Source organism: Cupriavidus gilardii, from assembly GCF_017598945.1.
Classification (GTDB): domain Bacteria; phylum Pseudomonadota; class Gammaproteobacteria; order Burkholderiales; family Burkholderiaceae; genus Cupriavidus; species Cupriavidus gilardii_E.
In genome coordinates this window covers 129,308-148,805 of record NZ_JAGFTW010000046.1, presented here as the reverse complement: position 1 = coordinate 148,805, position 19,498 = coordinate 129,308, and the positions used below count along the sequence as shown (strand labels likewise).

Below are 19,498 nucleotides of genomic sequence, written 5' to 3'. Positions count from 1 at the left end.
TGATTGGCGAGGTGCCGAAACGAGGTCGGCTCCCCTGAATTGGTCGAACGTTGGGTCGGCCGGGCGGGCATGCGCGCGCAATACGGGCGCCCTTTCCCATCCAGCAGCCGAAGCGTACCCGCCGCGTCCCGCCCGGAATAGGGGGAAATCGGACCGAAAAGCCTCCCTATTCCCCGGATTGTCTGTGCGCCCGGTGACCGATCATCGCTACCGTGCCGGGTCTGGCGGGCTGTCGCCTTGCCGCTCCCCATCCGCATCCCTGGTTTGCTGCCAGCGAATGCATTAACGACACCGGCGCCCCTTTGTTTAACTATCGCGGAGAGTACGCGTGTTTTGTCTGCTGCGTGATCTGAGCCATGCCGACACCGGCCACCGCCAGGGCGGCGCACTGCGCCCCCGGCAAGGTTCGCCCCTGCCCGGCCGGCTCGGCGGGTCGGCCAACACGGAGGCCCGCGCATGAATGCCGCAGCCGTGCTGGGCAACCGCTCGGAATTGATCGAGCGCTTCAAGGGCAATCCGCGCCTGCCGCTGATGCTCGGCGGCGCCGCGCTGGCCGCCGCGATCGCCGTCGGCGTGCTGTGGTCGCGCAGCCCCGACTACAAGGTCCTGTACAGCAACCTGTCCGAACGCGACGGCGGCGCGGTGATCGCGTCGCTGCAGCAGATGAACGTGCCGTACAAGTTCGCCGAGGGCGGCGGTGCGGTGATGGTGCCGGCCGACAAGGTCCATGAGATGCGGCTGCGGCTGGCGTCGCAAGGCCTGCCCAAGAGCGGCAATGCCGGCATGGAGCTGATGGACAACCAGAAGTTCGGCATCAGCCAGTTCGCCGAACAGGTCAACTACCAGCGCGGGCTCGAAGGCGAGCTCGCGCGCTCGATCGAATCGATCGCCGCGGTGCAATCGGCCCGCGTGCATCTGGCCATTCCGAAGCCGACGCTGTTCGTGCGCGAGCGCCAGAAGCCGACCGCCTCGATCGTGCTGACGCTGCATCCCGGCCGCGCCATCGACGAGGGTCAGGTCGCGGCGATCAGCCATCTGGTGTCCTCGAGCGTGCCGGAGCTGACGCCGAAGTCGATTTCGATCGTCGACCAGCATGGCAACCTGCTGTCCGGCAACGGCAGCAACGAGCGCATGCTCGATGCCACGCAGCTCAAGTATGTGCAGACGCTCGAGCGCACCTATGTGCAGCGCGTCGAGTCGATCCTCGCGCCCATCGTCGGCCAGGGCAATGTGAAGGCGCAGGTCACCGCCGACGTCGACTTCAATATCGTCGAGCACACCGACGAATCGTTCAAGCCGAACCAGGACCCGACCCGCGCGGCGATCCGCAGCCAGCAGACCAGCGAATCGAGCCAGCAAGGCGGCTCGCCGGTCGGCGGCGTGCCGGGCGCGCTGTCGAACCAGCCGCCGCTGCAGGCCGCCGCGCCGGTGGTCACGCAGCAGCCGGGACAGCAAGGACAACAGGGTCAACAAGGACAGCCGGGCCAGCAAGGCCAGGCCGGTCAGCAGGCCCAGGGCCAGCAGGCCGGCACCGCCAATACGCAGGCCGCGCTCGCCGGCGCGCAGGCGGGCCCGAGCAGCAACCGCCGCGACTCGACCACGAACTACGAGCTCGACCGCACCGTGCGCCATGTGCAGCAGGCCCCGGGCGGCATCCGCCGTCTGTCGGTGGCGGTGGTGGTCAACCATCGCCAGGTGGCGGGCGCGAACGGCAAGATCACCAGCGAACCGCTGACGGCCGCGCAGTTGGCGCAGATCGAGAACCTCGCCAAGGAGGCGATGGGCTTCTCGCCGGCGCGCGGCGACTCCCTCAACGTGGTCAACAGCCCGTTCACCTCCGGCGACGAGATCAAGCCCGAACTGCCGCTGTGGAAGCAACCCGAAATGATCGAGCTGGCCAAGACCGCCGCGCAATACCTGCTGCTGGCACTGCTGGCCCTGTTCGTGTGGTTCAAGGTGGCACGGCCGATCCTGCGCAAGTACACCGCGCCGCCGCTGCCGCCGCCCGCGGAGACCAACACGGCCGAGTCGGTGCTGCTGCCGGTCGAGGAGCAGCAGCCGGATCCGGAAGTGCTGCGCCTGACCGCCAAATACGAAAGCGATCTCGCCCTGGTGCGCGACGCCGCGCAACGCGACCCGCGTCTGGTCGCCAGTGTGATCAAGAACTGGATGTCTAGCGATGAACGGTGAGGGCTTGCAGAAGAGCGCCATCCTGATGATGTCGCTCGGTGAGGATGCGGCGGCCGAGGTGTTCAAGCACCTGTCGCCGCGCGAAGTGCAGACGCTGGGCTCGGCCATGGCGTCGCTGAACGCCGTCACGCGAGAAGAAATGGCGGCCGTGCTGGCCGAGTTCCGCAGCGAGACCGAGCAGTTCCTGGCGCTGTCGGTCGACTCGAGCACCTTCATCAAGAGCGTCCTGAACAAGGCGCTGGGCGAGGAACGCGCGCTGTCGGTGATCGAGGACATCCTGGAGTCGCGCGATCCGGGCAGCGGCATCGACTCGCTGAACTGGATGGACGCGAACTCGGTGGCCGAGCTGATCCGCGACGAGCATCCGCAGATCATCGCCACCATCCTGATCCATCTGGACCGGCAAAAGGCCTCCGAGGTGCTGGCGCTGTTCACCGACCGCCTGCGCAACGACGTGGTGCTGCGGATTGCCACCTTCGGCGGCGTGCAGCCGGGCGCGCTGCAGGAACTGACCGACGTGCTGACCAAGCTGCTGGCGGGCCAGAGCCTGAAGCGCAGCCGCATGGGCGGCATCCGCACTGCGGCCGAGATCATCAACCTGATGAACACCACGCACGAGGAGGCGGTGATCGCCGGCGTGCGCCAGCACGACAGCGACCTCGCGCAGAAGATCATCGACGAGATGTTCCTGTTCGAAAACCTGCTGGAAGTCGACGATCGCGGCATCCAGCGCGTGCTGAAGGAAATCGCCACCGAGTCGCTGATCGTCGCGCTCAAGGGCGCGCCGCAGGAACTGCGCGACAAGTTCATCCGCAACATGTCGACCCGTGCGGGCGAGATGCTGCGCGAGGACCTGGAAGCGCTGGGCCCGGTGCGCGTGTCGCAGGTCGAGGCCGAGCAGAAGAGCATTCTGCAGGTGGTAAGACGCCTGGCCGACGCCGGCGAGATCCAGATCGGAGCCGGCGACGATGCCTATGTCTAACCCTTACGCGCGGCAGGCGCTGGGCCACCCTCTCGGCGGCCCGCTCGACGGCGATCGCGCCGACGAACGCGACGACGGCTTCGGCGCGCGCTACGAGCCGCGCGGACAGGCCCGCCCCGCGGCGCCTTCCGCGCCCGCTGCGTCCAGCACGCCGTCCGCGGGTCTGAACCTGCGTGGCGGCCGCGACAGCGCCGGCTTCGAGTCCTTCGATGCGTTCGGCACCGACGCGCCGCCGCTTGCCGGCGGCCAACGGAGCGCCAAGGGCAACGACAACAACGGCTGGCGCCGCTGGAAGATGTCGGCCTTCGACGCGCCGCCGCCTCCGCCGCCCGCGTTCGAAGCCGAACCGGACGAGCCGGCGCCGCCGCCGATCGACTTCGCCGCACTCGACGCGATGCGCGAAGGCGCCCGCAAGGAAGGCTATGCGCAGGGCTACACGCAAGGCCAGACGCAAGGCTATGGCGACGGCCATCGCGAAGGCTATGCGCGCGGCCTCGAAACCGCGCGTCAGGAGGCCGCCCGTCTGCAGGAGCTGGCCACCACCTTCGCCGGCGCGCTGCGCCACATCGACGACGAAGTCGGCCAGACGCTGATCGCATTGGCGCTCGACGTCGCCCGCAAGCTGGTGCAGGACACCGTCGCCCACAACCCGGCCGTGCTGTTGCCTGCCGTCCGCGAGCTGCTGGCCAACGAACCGGCGCTGTCCGGCGCGCCCTGCCTGCTGCTCAATCCCGACGATGTCGAGCTGGTGCAGACGCATCTGGCCGGCGAGCTCGAAGCGGCCGGCTGGTCGGTGCGCCCCGATGCGACGGTGGCACGCGGCGGCTGCATTGCCAGCGCCGCCAGCGGCGAACTGGATGCGACGCTGGCCACGCGCTGGAGCCGTGTCGTCAAGGCGCTCGGCCGCAACGATCCCTGGGAAGCGCCCGATGCGTGAGCCCGTTTCCGCGCCGGCGGGGAATTCCGCCGCGACCGCCTCGACCGTAGCCCCGGAGCTGCATGGGCAGCGCTGGCGCGACGCGCTGTCCGGCGCCGCCGCCAATGTCGCGGCGCTCGACAGCAAGCGCAGTTGCGGCCGGCTGACCCGCGCCGCCGGGCTGGTGCTCGAAGCGGTGGGCCTGCGCATGCCGGTCGGCAGCGACTGCCTGATCGAAATTCCCGGCCATGCCGGCGCGCCCGGCCAGGGCCCGCGCATGGCGGAAGCCGAAGTGGTCGGCTTCGGCGCCGACCGCCTCTATCTGATGCCGCAATCGGACGTGGTCGGCCTGGTGCCCGGCGCACGCGTCTATCCGCTCGAGCCGTCGCCGCTGCCCAGCGGCGACAGCGCGCCACGCGAGCCCGGCTCGAAGCGCCTGCCGGTCGGCGAAGGCCTGCTCGGCCGCGTGCTCGACGCCGCAGGCCGGCCGCTGGACGGCCTCGGGCCCTTGCAGGCCGCGCGCGAAGTGCCGCTGGCCGGATCGCAGATCAATCCGCTGTCGCGCGCCCCGATCGATACCGTGCTGGACGTCGGCGTGCGGGCGATCAACGGCATGCTGACGGTCGGCCGCGGCCAGCGCATGGGCCTGTTCGCCGGCTCGGGCGTCGGCAAGAGCGTGCTGCTCGGCATGATGGCCCGCTATACCAGCGCCGAAGTGATCGTGGTCGGCCTGATCGGCGAACGCGGCCGCGAGGTCAAGGATTTCATCGAGAACATCCTCGGCGAGGAAGGCCGCGCCCGCTCGGTGGTGGTGGCCGCGCCCGCCGACACCTCGCCGCTGCTGCGCATGCAGGGCGCCGCCTATGCGACGCGCCTGGCCGAGTATTTCCGCGACCAGGGCCGCCATGTGCTGCTGATCATGGATTCGCTGACGCGCTATGCGATGGCCCAGCGCGAGATCGCGCTGGCCATCGGCGAGCCGCCGGCAACCAAGGGCTACCCCCCTTCGGTGTTCGCCAAGCTGCCGACGCTGGTCGAGCGCGCCGGCAACGGCGCCGAGGGCGGCGGCTCGATCACGGCTTTCTATACCGTGCTGGCCGAAGGCGACGACCAGCAGGACCCGATCGCCGATTCGGCGCGCGCGATCCTCGACGGCCATATCGTGCTGTCGCGCAGCCTGGCCGAGGCCGGCCACTATCCGGCGATCGACGTCGAAGCCTCGATCAGCCGTGCGATGACCGCATTGATCTCGCCGGAGCAATTCGGCTCGGTACGCCGCTTCAAGCAATTGATGTCGCGCTACCAGCGCAACCGCGATCTGATCAGCGTGGGCGCCTACGTGCCGGGCGCCGATCCCGAGCTCGATCTGGCGATCCGCCTGCATCCGCGCATGGAAGCCTTCCTGCAGCAGGACATTCACGAGCGCGCCGGCTACGGCGAATCGATCGATCAACTGCATCTGCTCTTCGACAGGAGCGCAAATGGCTAAGACCTCCCCGTTGAACACGCTGGCCGATCTGGCCCAGAACGACACCGACACGGCCGCGCGCGAGCTCGGGCGTCTCCAGGGCCAGCGCACGCAGGCCGAGCAGCAGCTCGCCGCGCTGACCCAGTACCGCCAGGAATATCGCGCGCGCATGCAGGCGCTGATGCAGAACGGCATGCCGTCGGCGCGCTGGCACGACTTCTCGCAGTTCCTCGATTCGCTCGACGCGGCGATCCGCCAGCAGACCGAGACGCTGGCCAAGGCCGAATCGCAATTGCTGGCCGGCCGCGCCAACTGGCAGAAGCAGAAGCAGCGCCTGAACTCGTTCGACACGCTGATCGCCCGCGCGGAGTCGCGCGAGCAGCAGATTGCGGCCCGCCGCGAACAGCGCACCACCGACGAATACGCCGCCCGCGTGGCCAGCCAGCAGATCCGCAGCGGACACAACCAATAAGCCAGCAAGCACCAGATGATCGACATCAGCCAAATCGTCAGCGGCGGCCCCGCGTCCGCCAACGCCCCGCGTAATACGCAGCCCACTTCCGGCGCCAGCGAGTTCGGCGATGCGCTGACGCGTGCGCGCCAGACGCAGGCCGGCGAAGCGAGCGCCGCCAGCCAGCAGCAACCGGCTGCCAAGAGCGGCAAGGCAAGCGACAGCGCTGGCAAGAACCCGGCGGAAGCCGGCAAGAAGGCCGAGCCGGCCAGTGCCGACGTCGATGCCGGCAAGACGCAGACGAATGCCGGCAAGATCGATGGCACGGCCGACGGTCGGAAGGACAGCACCGATCTGGCCGACAACGAGGCCAGCACCAACGATAGCGCTGGAGCCGCGGCCGCTGCCGCGCTGCTGGCGGCGATGCTGCCGGCCGCGCCTGCGGCTGCTGCTGCGGTCGCAGCCGCGGTTAGCGGCTCGGGCCCGGCGGTTGGTGCCGCGATGCCTGCCGCGCCGACGGCTGACATCGCCGGCCAGCTGCCGGCCACGGCCGCCGCGCCAGACACGGCATCATCGCTGGCACAGGACACGCTGAACACCATCGCATCGCAACGCGCGGCGCTGGCAACGACCACGGTGGCGCCGGACACCACCCTGGCCAAGCCCGCCACGCCGACGGATGCAGAGACCGACGCCGGCAAGCCCGCCATGTCGCTCGATGCGACCGCCAAGGCCGCGCTGAGCGCCGCGCAGTTGCAAGCGGCGACCGACACCGGCGGCGCGCATGGCGGCGCAGCCGGCGGCCGCGACGGTGCCGCCAGCCAGTTCGCCGCTGCTGCGCAGCAGCCCGCTGCGGCGGCCAATAGTACGACCGTGTCGCCGACGGCCGCGTTGCAAGCTGCCCTGCAGGCCGCCGCGGCTGCGGCCAAGGCGCCGGGCGAAGACAGCAGCGCGGTCGCCGCGCCGATCGAGGCCGCCACGCCGCTGCCGCACGGCACCGCGACCACGCTGGGCGCGCAATCCGGTGCGCAACCGGCGGTCACGCTGCCGCTCGCGCCGCGCCTCGGCGATCCGCAGTGGCCGCAGGCACTGGGCCAGCAGATGGTCCGCCTGACCACGCAAGGCAACCACACCGCCGAGCTGCAACTGAATCCGCCCGACCTCGGTCCGCTGAAGGTCGTGCTCAATGTGGTCAACGACCAGGCCCAGGCCCAGTTCGTCTCGCCGCACGCCAGCGTGCGCGCAGCGGTCGAAGCCGCGCTGCCGCAACTGCGCCATGCGATGGCCGACAGCGGCATCCAGCTCGGCCAGACCTCGGTCGGCGCCGAGCAGTTCGCCGGCCAGCCGGGACAGGGCCAGCAGCAGGCCCCGCAACACCGCGGCCAGGGCTTCGCGCAGGGCGTGCCGGAATTCCAGCAGCCTGGCGCGACGCAGACCGCCACGGCACCAGCCACGCCGCGCCGCGTGGCGCTGGGTGAAGTTGATACGTTCGCCTGATCGCCGAAAAGGACCCACGGTGTTCTCCCTCTCCCGCTTGCGGGAGAGGGCCGGGGAGAGGGGGTTGTGGGGTCGGTATTGCCGACGCGGGTCGCAGAACCACCGCCGTTTGCCCTCTCCCCCAACCCCTCTCCCGCACGCGGGAGAGGGGAGCAAACCAACGGCGGTTGATACGTTCGCCCGATCCGCAAAATGGACCCGCTGTGTTCTCCCTCTCCCGCAAGCGGGAGAGGGGAGCAAACCGACGGCAGCTCGACCACCGGCGTATCATTTCTCTCCCCATGAATCGATACGCGCGGCACCCCCATGACCTTCGACCTGTTCGACAACCTGCCCGAGCCTGACAGCCGGAGTGGGAACGATAGCGAAGCCATCGGGCCGGGTGCCGTGGTGTTGCGCGGCTTTGCGCTGTCGCGCGCATCGGCGCTGCGCGAGGCGATCGAACAAATCCAGACCGAAGCTCCCTTCCGTCATCTGATCACGCCCGGCGGCTTTCGCATGTCGGTGGCAATGACCAATTGCGGAACGCTCGGCTGGGTGTCGGACGAGCGTGGCTATCGCTATGACCCGATCGACCCGGACAGCGGCCGCCCCTGGCCCGCGATGCCGGCCGTCTTCACCGAACTCGCATGCGAGGCCGCCGCGGCTGCCGGCTATCCCGACTTCGCACCCGACGCCTGCCTGATCAACCGCTATACGCCCGGTACCCGGCTGTCGCTGCATCAGGACCGCAACGAGCGCGATCTGCGCGCGCCGATCGTTTCCGTCTCGCTGGGCCTGCCCGCGGTATTCCTGTTCGGCGGATCGAAACGCGCCGACCGTCCCGCGCGCGTGCGCATGGCGCACGGCGATATCGCCGTCTGGGGCGGCCCGAGCCGGCTCTTCTATCACGGCATCGCGCCGCTGGCTGACGGCAGTCACCCGCTGATCGGCCCGCGTCGCCTGAATCTGACCTTCCGCAAGGCCGGTTGAATCGCATCAACATGACATCGTGATGACGCTTCGATGAAGTGTCGATGAACCCTTCATCGATCGTCGATGCGCCGCGCCTTCGCGTGCACTTGATGCCAATGCATCAGACATCTTTTCATCGCGACGTCACGGACCGCCCCTAGCATCCACCTCGCCGTCAATCTGCATTTGCCGCTGCATTCATCGCATTGGCACGATGCGGCCGCTGAATGACCTGCGAATCGGTCCTCGATCTGGCCGCGATGCGATGCCCGGCAATTCAATCCAACAAAGGGAGGTCCCCCCGTCATGTCTTACATCACCGATAAGGCGCGCGAGCCGCGCCGCGCGGCTGAAGGCTACATCACCGTTTCCGGCCAGTCGCTCGAAGAGATCGTCGCCGCCAACCCGGCCCGTCGCAAGGTGCTGCGCGGCGGCCTGAGCCTGTCGCTGCTGTCGGTCTTCGGTTCGACCAGCCTGCTGGCCGCCTGCGGTGGCGACGACGATCCCGCACCGGCTCCGGCGCCGGCACCCGCCCCTGGCCCGACCCCGAGCCAGCCGCTGGACTACAGCATCGGCTTCAACCCGGTGGCGGACAAGATCACCGCCGATACGGTGACGCTGCCGGACAACTACTCGTACGAGGTGCTGTTCTCCGCCGGCGACCCGGTCGAAATCGGCTCGGTTGGCTATAGCGGCTCGTTCCAGAGCTCAGCCGAAACCGAGCGTCAGGCCGGCGGCAACCACGACGGCATGCACTTCTTCGCGATCCCCGGTGTCGACCCGCAAAAGGGCGGCCTGCTGGCGATCAATCACGAAGCGATGGATTCGGCCATCCTGTTCCCGGGCAGCTACAACGCCGCCACCGCCACGCCCGAACAGAAGCGCCTGGCGCTGTCGTCGGTCGGCGTGTCGATCATCGAGGTCGAATTCGTCGACGGCAAGTGGCGCGTCAAGCGCGACTCGCGCTACAACAAGCGCTATACCGGCAACACCCTCTACCGAGTCAGCGGCCCTGCAGCCGGCGCGCTGGGCGGCAGCGTGGTCGGCACGCTGAACAACTGCTCGAGCGGCGAAACGCCGTGGGGCACCTACCTGACCTGCGAGGAAACCACCGACAACTACCTCGACCCGACCAACCCCGAAGAGGGTTACGGCTGGGTGGTCGAGATCGACCCGCTGAACGAGCTGGGCGCGCCGACCAAGCGCACCGCGATGGGCCGCTTCGACCACGAGAACACCGCCTACATGACCGACGCCAACAATCGCGTCGCGTTCTACATGGGCGACGATGGCACCCCGGGCTGCATCTACAAGTTCATCCCGAGCAATGCATTCGATCCGAACAACCGCGCCGCCAACGCCAACCTGCTGGACCAGGGCACGCTGTACGTCGCCAAGTTCAACGGCGACGGCTCGGGCCAGTGGGTCGAGCTGACGCACGGCAAGAACGGCCTGGTCACCGGTGCCAGCGATCCGGGCAACTACACGCAATCGACCACGCCGCCGGCCCCGACCCTCGTCGACTTCAACTCGCAGGCCGACGTGCTGATCAAGACCAAGGCCGCTGCCCGCGTTGCCGGCGGCACGCTGATGGACCGCCCGGAGTGGATCACGGTCGCGCTGGACAAGACCGTGTACTGCACGCTGACCAACAACGGCAGCCGCCGCGTCACCGATCCGGCCAACCCGCGCGCCACCAACCCGCACGGCCACATCATCCGCTGGAAGGAACAGGGCGACTCGCCGCTGGCGACCACCTTCACCTGGGAGATCTTCCTGCTGGCCGGCGATCCGTCGCTGTCCGCGGAGAACCTGAAGGGCAATATCGTCGGCGATACGTTCTCGAGCCCGGACGGCATCCGCGTCGATCCGAAGGGCCGCCTGTGGGTGCAGACCGATGCCGGCACCGGCAGCAGCACGACCGACATCTTCGGTGCCAACTCGATGCACTACGTCGACCAGCAGACCCGCGAGTGCAAGCGCTTCCTGGTGGGCCCGCATGGCTGCGAAATCACCGGTATCGCCTACACGCCGGACCTGACGACGTTCTTCATCAACATCCAGCACCCGAACGGCGCATGGCCTAGCGCCAGCCTGCCGGCACGCTCGTCGACCATCGTGGTGCGCCACAAGGACGGCAAGCCGATCGGCGCGTAAGCGCAAGCCCACCGCCCGATGCCGGCCCCGCGCCGGCAATCTGCAAAGCCCGACGGCACCTCGCCGTCGGGCTTTTTTCTTGGCGGGAGATTCCGTCAGCCTGCTGCCAGAACGCGGCGCCAGCGACCGGTGCGCGCAGGAGCCATGGTCGCGATCCTCAGCACGCCGGCATGCGCCTGCGCCGCATAGCGGTGGGCCAGCATCGCCTGTTCCAGCAGAAAGCGGTCGCGCCACTGCGGCGCGGTTTGATGCGTGGTGTCGAAAGGCATGGCCTCGCCATTCTTGACGGCATCGGCCATTGCACCCTCGCCCGGCCGCGCCGCCAGCGTCGCCAGTTCGTCCTGCAGATGGGCAAGCCTTCGCCGCGTGTCCGCGCTCGCCGGCACCGGGGCTTCGCTGCCGACCGCCTCCGCGCGAATCACGCCGGCCAATGCGGCCATCCGCCGCACGGTCACATGCAGCCGCGCGAATTCGGCGACGATGGCCGGACCCAGATCGGCGCCGGCTTGCTCGAGCGCCTGCTCGGCACGCGCGGAGGCACGGCCAGCGGCAACGCGCAGCGCTTCCAGCCGGGGCTCCGATCGTTCGAGTTCGGCATCGGACAATGCCTGCGCAATGGCGGCGCGCAGATAGATCGCATGGATGGAGACCGCTTCCCGCGCCCGCCGACGTGCCCGCGACAGTTCGGCGCGCGGGGCCAGGACCAGGTAGCTCGCCAGCGCGATCAGACAGCCAAACGCCGTATCGGCACCGCGCAGCATCGCGACATGGCTGCTGTCTGACGCGGGTTCGCCGACCCACGAGAACAGGATCACCGCGGGCGTCAGCATCAACGCGAATAACCCGGGGCTGCCGGCAAGGCGGGCCACGTAGGCAGCGGACAGTGACACCGCGCTGATCGCCAGCGCGACCGGAGCGGCGGGATGCAGCAGCCCCACCAGGCAGGCCAGCAGCGCGCCGCCAAGCGAGCCGGCGAAGCGCTGCAGCGAGATGCGGCGCGTGGTTTGCAACTGCGGGCTCAGCACCATGATCACGGTGACCGCGACCCAGTAGCCATGATCGAGCTGCCAGATCAAACCGGGCAGCAGGCTGAGGCCACCGGCGAATGCCAGCCGTGCCGCGTGGCGCGTGACACGGGCATCGCGCGCGCCCAGCTCTGCCAGCGTCGCCTGCCACTCTCGCAGGCCGACCCATAACGAGCGGCGCGACCAATGGAAGGACGCGCGCCATGCGGCAAAGTCCGGGAAGCGCGCCAGCGAGGCCAGCGCCGCGTGATACAGCGGCGGCGCACTGGCGTTGGCCACTTGGCCATGCAGGCGCTTCAGCTGCAGATACATCGAACGCGTCAGCGCCGGCAAATCGGCCGCATGGCGCGCCAGTCCCTGCTCTGCCTGCTGGCGCAGATCGCTGACGCAGCGTTGCAGATGGCGAAGCGGCAAGCGCTCGTGACCCCGCCTGCCGCGCAGATCGGACGCAACGATCAGCAGCGCGAACACCGCCTCGGCCATCGCGATCAGATAGCGGTAGTGCAGCAGCGTGGCCGGATCGAACCAGGCGCGCTGCGTCGCCACCACCTCTCGTGCCTGCTCGATCCGCTCGCGAACGCGCCGCTTGCCGACATCGGTCTGCTCGTCCGCGGGCGCATTGACATTGCCGTCGTCGGCAAGCGGGGCCGCTTCCGCAAGCGTGCGGGCCAGCGTTTCCAGCGCGACGAAGATCGCCACCATCTGTGGGCGCGGCCGCGTATCCCGTGCCGATGGCAACAGCGCCAGCGAGACCACGCACGCGAACACACCGCCAAACAGATAGTTCCGGCCCAGTTCCAATGCCCATACGGCGGCGTTGGCCTCGCCAACGGGCTGCAGGCAGGCAGCGATCAGGACCACGTAGAGCAACTTTGCCGACAACGCAGCCGAGGCGCCTCGCAGTTCGACCATGCCGGCGGCGAGGCCTGACGACAGCACCACCAGCACCGCAACGATCGGGTTACCTGCCAGGAGCCCGCCCACCGCGCTGGCAAGCGCGCCGCCGACGCCAACCGCGGCAAGCGGAGCCAACCGGTCTCGCGCGGTGCCGCCCGGATCGGCGAGGCAGGTCCAGATCGAAGCGGTCGCCGACCATAGCAGGCCCTGATCGCCTCCCAGCCAGCCCATCGTCGCCAGGGCCAGAAAGGAAGCGCCATAGACCGCGCCGCGGCGGTACAGGCCAGCGTCGCGCGCTTTGGCCGCGGTCTCGCTGACACTGGCCAGGGTCGACGCGAACAGGGCGGAAAGAAAACGAATCGGAGCAGATACAGCGCGCATCGGTGGGCGGGAGTCGACGTTTCGGTCACTCTATGGGATGCGATGTTGCAACGCAATATATTGCGACCGCAGACGGCGTTTTCGCAAGGCTGGTGCGAGATTGCCGCCTCATGGTGCGGGCCATTCGCCGGCGTGGTGCACAACCGCATTGGGAAGCGCCCTTTCTCGCTGCGCTTCCTTCGATATGCAGAAAACGCCGAGGAATCGGCCTGTGACGCCGAGTCGCATCGCGATCGCGACAGGCGAAAAAAAACCGCGCGAAGTTTCGCGCGGCTGGAATCCACCGAGGTGGTGGAGGAGACAGACGTGACTATATACCATCTGCTGCGACGCAACAAGCCGGGATCCGTTACCCTGCATCGGCATGCGGGATTTGTGGCATGGACGCCACAGTGGCGCGGCGAATCTACTCCGGCTGCACCGCGCGGCGCAACGCCGCGCGGGCAAGCAGGCGCGTCGAGTCCAGCGTCGGCAGCGGCGAATTGGCATCGCAGATGATCAGCGGAATTTCCGTGCAGCCAAGCACCACCGCATCGCACCCCTGTGCCTTCAAGCCCGCGATCACGCCCTGAAAGTACGAGACGGTTTCCGGCCGGATGATGCCGAGCACCAGTTCCTCCATGATCAGGCGGCCAATTTCCGCTCGCTCCTCCAGACCCGGACGCACCGCCTCGATACCGCGCGCCGCGAGCTTTTCCGGATAGACCTCGCTGTCGACGAGCCAACGCGTACCAGTCACGCCCACCTTGCGATAGCCCCGCTGCGCCGCCTCATTCGCAGCGACCTCGGCGATATGCAGCCATGGCAGCGGCGAAGCGGCCGCGACATGGTCGAACGCCTGATGGATCGTGTTGTCCGGGCAGATCAGAAAATCCGCACCGGCCCGCGCCAGCTTGTTGGCGGAATTCAGCATCAGGTCGCCCACACCGCGCAGATCGCCGCGATCGAGGCAAGCGACATAGTCCGCCAGCGACGGCGTATGCATCGAAATTTCGGGGTGGCCGTGCGGTCCGAGAAACTGCGCACCTTCGGCGCAAATCGTCCGGTAGCACAGCGCGGCGCCCTCGGCGGAGCAGGCGACGATGCCGATATGTTTTGGCATGGCTCGATTTTCCTTGCGATGGTGGGATGACTGGCTGAAATGCGGGCCATTGTAGCCACGACCACGTGTGCTCGGCGCAAAGGCCGGCGGCGACGGTATATCAAAAACGTATTAGCGGAACGCATATTGTGATTTGACGATATGGACCGCCGATTTCCATACTGGCCCGCAACGCCATTCCAAACGCAAAGAACTCGGGCCATATGGACACGAACGCAACCGATGCCACCAACAACGGCGCTTCCAAGGTCAGTCGCCGCCTGCAGCAGGCGACCGCTCCCGAAGTCTGCGAACTGATCTACCTGCCGCGCCTGAACCGCGATTTCGGCAGCGGCTTCCCTTATCTGACCGACATCAATCAGGCCCATCTGCTGATGCTGCATGCCGCCGGCCTGGTGCCAAGCGCGATGGCGGCGCGGCTTGCGCGGGCGCTGGAGGAAATCGAACGCGCGGGCGCCGACGCGGTGCCGCTCGATCCGGCGCGCGAAGATGCTTACTTCAACTACGAGGCGCAGTTGATGCAGACCGCCGGCGCCGACGCTGGCGGCCGCCTGCATGTGGCACGCAGCCGCAACGATATCCTCGCCACGCTCGACCGGCTGCGCGCACGCGATGCCGGGTTGGCGCTGCTCGAAGCGATCCAGGCCTTGCGCACGACCACGCTGACGATGGCGGAGCGGCATGTCGACACGGTGATGCCGGGCTATACGCATCTGCAGGCAGCGCAGCCGATCACCTACGGCTACTACCTGGTGGGTCTGGCCGATGCCTTTGCACGCGATGCCGAACGGCTGCTGCGCGCGCTGGATACGCTGGACGCTTGCCCGCTAGGCGCCGGCGCGCTGGCCGGCACCGCGTTTCCGATCCAGCGCGACGAAACCGCGCGGCTGCTGGGCTTTTCGCGCTGCGTCGCCAACGGTCTCGACGCGGTGGCCTCGCGCGATTTCGCCTGGGAAATGATGTCGGCAATGACGATTGCCGCGGTCGGCTGGAGCCGCATCGCACAGGATTACTTCGTCTGGGCGACACCGGAGTTCGGCCTGATCGACTTCCCGGACAGTGTCGCCGGGACGTCGAGCATCATGCCCCAGAAAAAGAACCCGGTCGTGCTCGAGTACCTGAAGGGCAAGGCGGCACATCTGACCGGCCTGCTGACCGCCGCGCTGTCGACCGTCAAGGGCACCAATTTCTCGCATACCGGCGACGGCAACCGCGAAAGCATGCGCGGCTTCTGGGAATGCGCCGACGAATGCGTGCGCAGCGCCAGGCTGCTGACGCTGGTGATCCGCTCGGCCACTCCATTGCGCGACAACATGCTGCTGCGCGCTCGCCGCGATTTCTCGGCGGCCACCGATCTTGCGGATGCGCTGGTGCGCGAGGCCGATCTGTCGTTCCGCGAGGCGCACCACATCGTCGGCGCCGTGGTACGCCAGGCGCTGGATGCGCAGCTGCCGGCGGACCGCATTACCAGCGAGATGGTCGACGTCGCCGCGCGCCAACAGATCGGCCGCCCGATCGGCCTGAGCGAAGAGGCGGTGCAGCGCTGCCTGGACCCGGTGCAAGGCGTGCGCGCCCGCATGGCGGTCGGTGGCCCGTCGCCCGCGCTGGTGCGTACGCGGCTCGTCACGATGCAGACCGAACTCGAGGCGGCCGGCGCCGATCTGGAAGCCCGGCGCGCCGCCGTTGCCCGCGCCCGCGAGACGCTCAAGCGCGAGAACGCCGCGCTCGCCGCCACCGCCTGAAAACGAGACCGCCGGCCCAGGGGCCGGCGGAAGGTCATGGCACGGTGTTCTGGCTGCCGGAAGTCATCCCGGCATTACTGCGGCGGCGAGCCCTCCTTGAAGGCCGCCCTGATCTGCTCGCGCAATTGCGGCGAATCCTGATGCTGGTGGACCGTCACCGCATGCTGCACAGCGGCCTCGAGCAATTCATCCTCGCTGTCGGCGCTGATCGCCACGGTGCACCTGATGTCGCTGGGGATCTCCCGGCAATCGATATATTTGCGTCCCATCGCTGCCTCCTGACGCTGCCTATCCGGGATGGCGGAGAAGCTCTCCGCCGGACGCCCGCCGGCTGACTCTGGTTGGCGCCGGCAGGCTCCATCCAGTATAGAAGCCGCGATGCGTTTCGCAGCCGGGGCCGCAGGTGCAACCAGTTCAGCCAAGGCCCGCGTGCCACATCCGATACCGGACAGCCACGCTTATGTCGTGCCGAGGCGGCGACGTGTCGCGGCGGCGATATCCCGGGTCCACGGTTCGCTTGCCCAGCGCTGCGCGGCGAAAGCTTCGATCCGGTCGCGATACGCCAGCGACAGGCCGATGATGTCGAGCCCTTTCAGGAACATCTCGCGATGACGGGCCGACAGCGTAAAGCCGGCATCGAACCCCTCGGCGTGCACGCGCATCGACTCGATATCGATACCGACCGGGCCACCGTCGGAGCGCTCGACGATCTCCATCAGTGCAGCGACCTGCTCGGGCGGCAGCATCACCAGCAGCAGCCGGTTGTTCATCGCGTTCGAATAGAAGATCTCGCCGAAGCTCGGCGCGATGACCGCGCGGATGCCGTATTGCTGCAAACCCCAGACCGCATGCTCGCGGCTGGAGCCGCAGCCGAAGTTCGAGCCGCCGATCAGGATCGACGTGCCGGCATAGTGCGGGCGATTCAGCACGAAGTCCGAGCGCGGCTGGCCTTGCGTGTCGAAGCGCAGGTCATAAAGCAGGCCCTGGGCCAGCCCGGATTTGTCGATGCCGCGCAGAAACTGCTTCGGCATGATCTGGTCGGTGTCGAGGTTCTCGATGCGAATCGCCGCGGCCTTGCCGTCGATGCGAAGCGGTTCAGTCATGGCGATGCTCCTGCTCCAGTGCGCGGACGTCGGTGATCCGGCCGGTGACGGCGGCGGCGGCTGCCATCGCCGGGCTCATCAGATGGGTGATCGCCCCCCTGCCCTGCCGGCCTTCGAAATTGCGATTGGTGGTCGAGGCGCAGCGCACACCGGCCTCCAGCACGTCGTCGTTCATCGCCAGGCACATCGAGCATCCGGGCTGCCGCCATTCGAAGCCGGCGTCGATCAGCAGCGCGGCGATGCCCTCGGCCTCGGCCTGCGCCTTGACCGCGCCGGAGCCGGGCACCACCATCGCGCGCACACCGTCGGCCACGCGGCGGCCGCGCACCACCTGCGCCACCGCCCGCAAATCCTCGATGCGGGCATTGGTGCAGGAGCCGATGAAAACGTGTTGGATCGGCGTGCCGGCGATCGGCGCACGCGGCTCCAGGCGCGTGTAGGCGAGCGCCTGTTCGGTGCTGCGCCGTGCAGGACCCTCCGGCTGCTCCAGCGGATCGGGGATACGTCCGCCGACGGGCACCACCTGGTCGGGGCTGGTGCCCCAGGTGACATGCGGCGCCACGTCGCTGGCATCGAAGCGGTGTTCGACGTCGAACGCGGCTTCGGCATCGCTGCGCAGCATCTCCCAGGCGGCCAGCGCCTGCGATCGCATCTCGCCAGCGATATCGGGCGCACGGTCCAGTACGTAGTCGATCGCCGTCGCGTCGGGCGCAATCAGCGCGCCGCGCGCGCCGGCCTCGACCGCCATATTGCAGAGCGTGAAGCGCGCCTCGACGCTCAGCGATTCGATCGCGCTGCCGCAGAACTCGACCACATAACCGCGCGCGCCCTGCGCGCCGATCCGGCCGATGATCATCAGCACCAGATCCTTGGCCGTGGTGCCGTCCGGCAGCGTGCCGTCGACGCAGATCCGCATGTCCTTGGCCAGCCGGTAGACCAGCGTCTGCGAGGCCAGCACGTGCTCGACCTCCGAGGTGCCGATGCCGAAGCCGAGCGCACCGAGCGCGCCATAGGTCGTGGTATGGCTGTCGCCGCAGATCACCACCATGCCCGGACGGATCATGCCGTGCTCGGGCGCGACCACATGCTCGATGCCCTGCAGCCGGTCGTTGGTATCGAACAGCGCAATCCCGTGCCGGTCGCAGTTCGCCTTCAGGTTGCTCGCCTGCAGGGCCGACGCCGGATCGGCAATCACGCGGATCGCCCCCGGTGGGGTGGCCGGATGCGTCGGGATGATATGGCTGACGACGGCGACGTTCTGCCCGGGCATCAGTACCGGGCGGCCCTGCTCGTGCAGGCCGGCGAATGCCTGCGGGCTGGTGTACTCGTTCATCAGATGCAGATCGCAGAACAGCAGGACGTTGTCGTCGTCGAGCCTGGCGACCGTATGCGAATCGACCAGCTTGCGATATAGCGTGCGGGGAATCATGCAGGGTTCCGATTGAGGCGATTTGTCATGCCGCGACGTTCGCGCGGCATGACGTGGAGAAGAATCGCGGCGTTATTCCGCGGAGATGCCGCGCTCCTTGATCAGCTTCGCCCACAGCGGCATTTCCTTGGCCAGGCGGGCGCGCGCCTGCTCCGGCGTGGTCGGCATCGGGTCAAAGCCTTCGCGCACCATGCGGGCCTTCAGCGCCGGCGCGTTCAACGCGGTATTGAGCGCGGCGTTCAGCCTGGAGATCACCGGCTGCGGCGTGCCGGCCGGCGCGAACACCATGAACCAGGTCTCGAAGGCATAGTCCGGCAGCCCTGCTTCGGCGATGGTCGGCACATCCGGCATCAGCGGCGAGCGCTTGGGGCCGGTCACTCCGATCGCGCGTAGCTTGCCGGCCTGCACCTGCTGCTGCGCGGCCGACAGCACCGGGAAGCTCATGTTGACCTGGCCCGCGATGGTATCCATCAGCGCCGGGCCGCCGCCGCGATACGGGATATGGTCGATCGGCACGTTCGCCACGCTCTTGAACAGCTCTGCCGCCATATGGAAGGTGCTGCCCGGACCCGCCGATCCATAGGTGTACTTGCCGGGCTGCGCCTTGAGCATCGACAGCAGTCCCTTCAGATCCTTGGCCGGCAACTGGTTGTTGACCACCAGCACGTGCTGCGAGCTCGCCACCATGCCGATCGGCGCGAGGTCCTTCTGCGTGTCGTACGGCATCTTGGCGAACAGCGACGGATTGATCGCCAGCGACACGGTTTGCAGGCCGATCGTGTAGCCGTCCCCGGCCGCCTTGGCGACCGCGTCGACGCCGATATTGCCGCCCGCGCCGCCCTTGTTTTCGATCACGATGGTGCCGCCAAGCGCCCTGGCCCATTCGTCCGCGACCAGACGCGCCGCGATATCGGCGCTGCCGCCGGGCGCGTAGGGCACCACCAGCTTGATCGACCGCTCCGGATAGCCCTGCGCGTACGCGCCCGCGGCGCCGACCGTGCTACCGAAAGCCAGCACAAGGCCGGCGCATATGCGTTGCAGTTTCATCGTTGTCTCCATCCACTCAGGGGTCGGTGGTGATTGGTTTCGTTATTGGTTTCGTTGTGGAAGGCATCGTATCATTGATGAAAACCACCATAATTTCCGCTTGGATCATGCTTGATTAACCGTGATTCACGAATCGGCGCTCCTTGCAGCAGGTAGA

15 protein-coding genes are annotated in these 19,498 nt (G+C 68.0%); 9 read left to right on the top strand and 6 right to left on the bottom strand.

Annotation, left to right across the window (positions count from 1 at the left end; translation table 11 throughout):
- Positions 1-456: 456 nt before the first annotated feature.
- From fliF to J5T34_RS17725, 8 genes are all read left to right on the top strand, one after another.
- Entirely contained in the window at positions 457-2,190 is a 1,734-nt protein-coding gene (fliF, locus tag J5T34_RS17760) for a flagellar basal-body MS-ring/collar protein FliF (RefSeq protein ID WP_208581300.1), read from the top strand.
- Complete coding sequence (gene fliG / locus J5T34_RS17755; RefSeq protein ID WP_208581298.1) at positions 2,180-3,172, top strand: flagellar motor switch protein FliG; 993 nt, start codon at positions 2,180-2,182, stop codon at positions 3,170-3,172. The genes fliF and fliG overlap by 11 nt, the downstream gene beginning before the upstream one ends.
- Positions 3,165-4,109 carry a flagellar assembly protein FliH gene (fliH, locus tag J5T34_RS17750; protein ID WP_208581296.1) on the top strand — a complete coding sequence of 315 codons (945 nt, stop codon included), beginning with the start codon at positions 3,165-3,167 and terminating at the stop codon, positions 4,107-4,109. Before fliG ends, fliH begins: the two co-directional genes overlap by 8 nt.
- Entirely contained in the window at positions 4,102-5,577 is a 1,476-nt protein-coding gene (gene fliI, locus J5T34_RS17745; RefSeq protein ID WP_244259028.1) for a flagellar protein export ATPase FliI, read from the top strand. The genes fliH and fliI overlap by 8 nt, the downstream gene beginning before the upstream one ends.
- A complete protein-coding gene (gene fliJ / locus J5T34_RS17740; RefSeq protein WP_174106380.1) occupies positions 5,570-6,028 on the top strand; it encodes a flagellar export protein FliJ in 459 nt (152 codons plus the stop codon). Before fliI ends, fliJ begins: the two co-directional genes overlap by 8 nt.
- A gap of 15 nt (positions 6,029-6,043) precedes the next feature.
- Complete coding sequence (locus J5T34_RS17735; RefSeq protein ID WP_208581294.1) at positions 6,044-7,504, top strand: flagellar hook-length control protein FliK; 1,461 nt, start codon at positions 6,044-6,046, stop codon at positions 7,502-7,504.
- 306 nt (positions 7,505-7,810) lie between these two features.
- Entirely contained in the window at positions 7,811-8,476 is a 666-nt protein-coding gene (gene alkB, locus J5T34_RS17730; protein WP_208581292.1) for a DNA oxidative demethylase AlkB, read from the top strand.
- 288 nt (positions 8,477-8,764) lie between these two features.
- On the top strand, positions 8,765-10,615 hold the full coding sequence (locus tag J5T34_RS17725) for a PhoX family protein (RefSeq protein WP_208581290.1): 1,851 nt from the start codon (positions 8,765-8,767) through the stop codon (positions 10,613-10,615).
- Between the two features lie 95 nt (positions 10,616-10,710).
- Here J5T34_RS17725 and J5T34_RS17720 read toward each other — a convergent pair whose 3' ends face one another.
- Entirely contained in the window at positions 10,711-12,918 is a 2,208-nt protein-coding gene (locus J5T34_RS17720; protein ID WP_208581288.1) for an FUSC family protein, read from the bottom strand.
- A 406-nt stretch (positions 12,919-13,324) separates the two neighbouring features.
- Positions 13,325-14,020, bottom strand: a complete 696-nt coding sequence (locus J5T34_RS17715; RefSeq protein ID WP_208581286.1) for an aspartate/glutamate racemase family protein — start codon at positions 14,018-14,020, stop codon at positions 13,325-13,327.
- 203 nt (positions 14,021-14,223) lie between these two features.
- Here J5T34_RS17715 and argH point away from each other — a divergent pair, with 203 nt between their 5' ends.
- The gene (gene argH / locus J5T34_RS17710; protein WP_208581284.1) at positions 14,224-15,762 is read left to right on the top strand and encodes an argininosuccinate lyase; all 1,539 of its coding nucleotides are present in this window, start codon (positions 14,224-14,226) and stop codon (positions 15,760-15,762) included.
- Between the two features lie 74 nt (positions 15,763-15,836).
- Here the strand turns inward: argH and J5T34_RS17705 are convergent, their stop codons facing one another.
- The 4 genes from J5T34_RS17705 to J5T34_RS17690 form a co-directional block, all read right to left on the bottom strand.
- Positions 15,837-16,031 (bottom strand): DUF1059 domain-containing protein, encoded by a 195-nt coding sequence (locus J5T34_RS17705; RefSeq protein WP_208581282.1) that lies wholly within the window; start codon positions 16,029-16,031, stop codon positions 15,837-15,839.
- A gap of 189 nt (positions 16,032-16,220) precedes the next feature.
- Positions 16,221-16,865, bottom strand: a complete 645-nt coding sequence (gene leuD / locus J5T34_RS17700) for a 3-isopropylmalate dehydratase small subunit (protein ID WP_208581280.1) — start codon at positions 16,863-16,865, stop codon at positions 16,221-16,223.
- Positions 16,858-18,294 (bottom strand): 3-isopropylmalate dehydratase large subunit, encoded by a 1,437-nt coding sequence (gene leuC, locus J5T34_RS17695; RefSeq protein WP_208581278.1) that lies wholly within the window; start codon positions 18,292-18,294, stop codon positions 16,858-16,860. The genes leuD and leuC overlap by 8 nt, the downstream gene beginning before the upstream one ends.
- 72 nt (positions 18,295-18,366) lie before the next feature.
- A complete protein-coding gene (locus tag J5T34_RS17690; RefSeq protein WP_208581276.1) occupies positions 18,367-19,341 on the bottom strand; it encodes a tripartite tricarboxylate transporter substrate binding protein in 975 nt (324 codons plus the stop codon).
- Positions 19,342-19,498 lie beyond the last annotated feature (157 nt).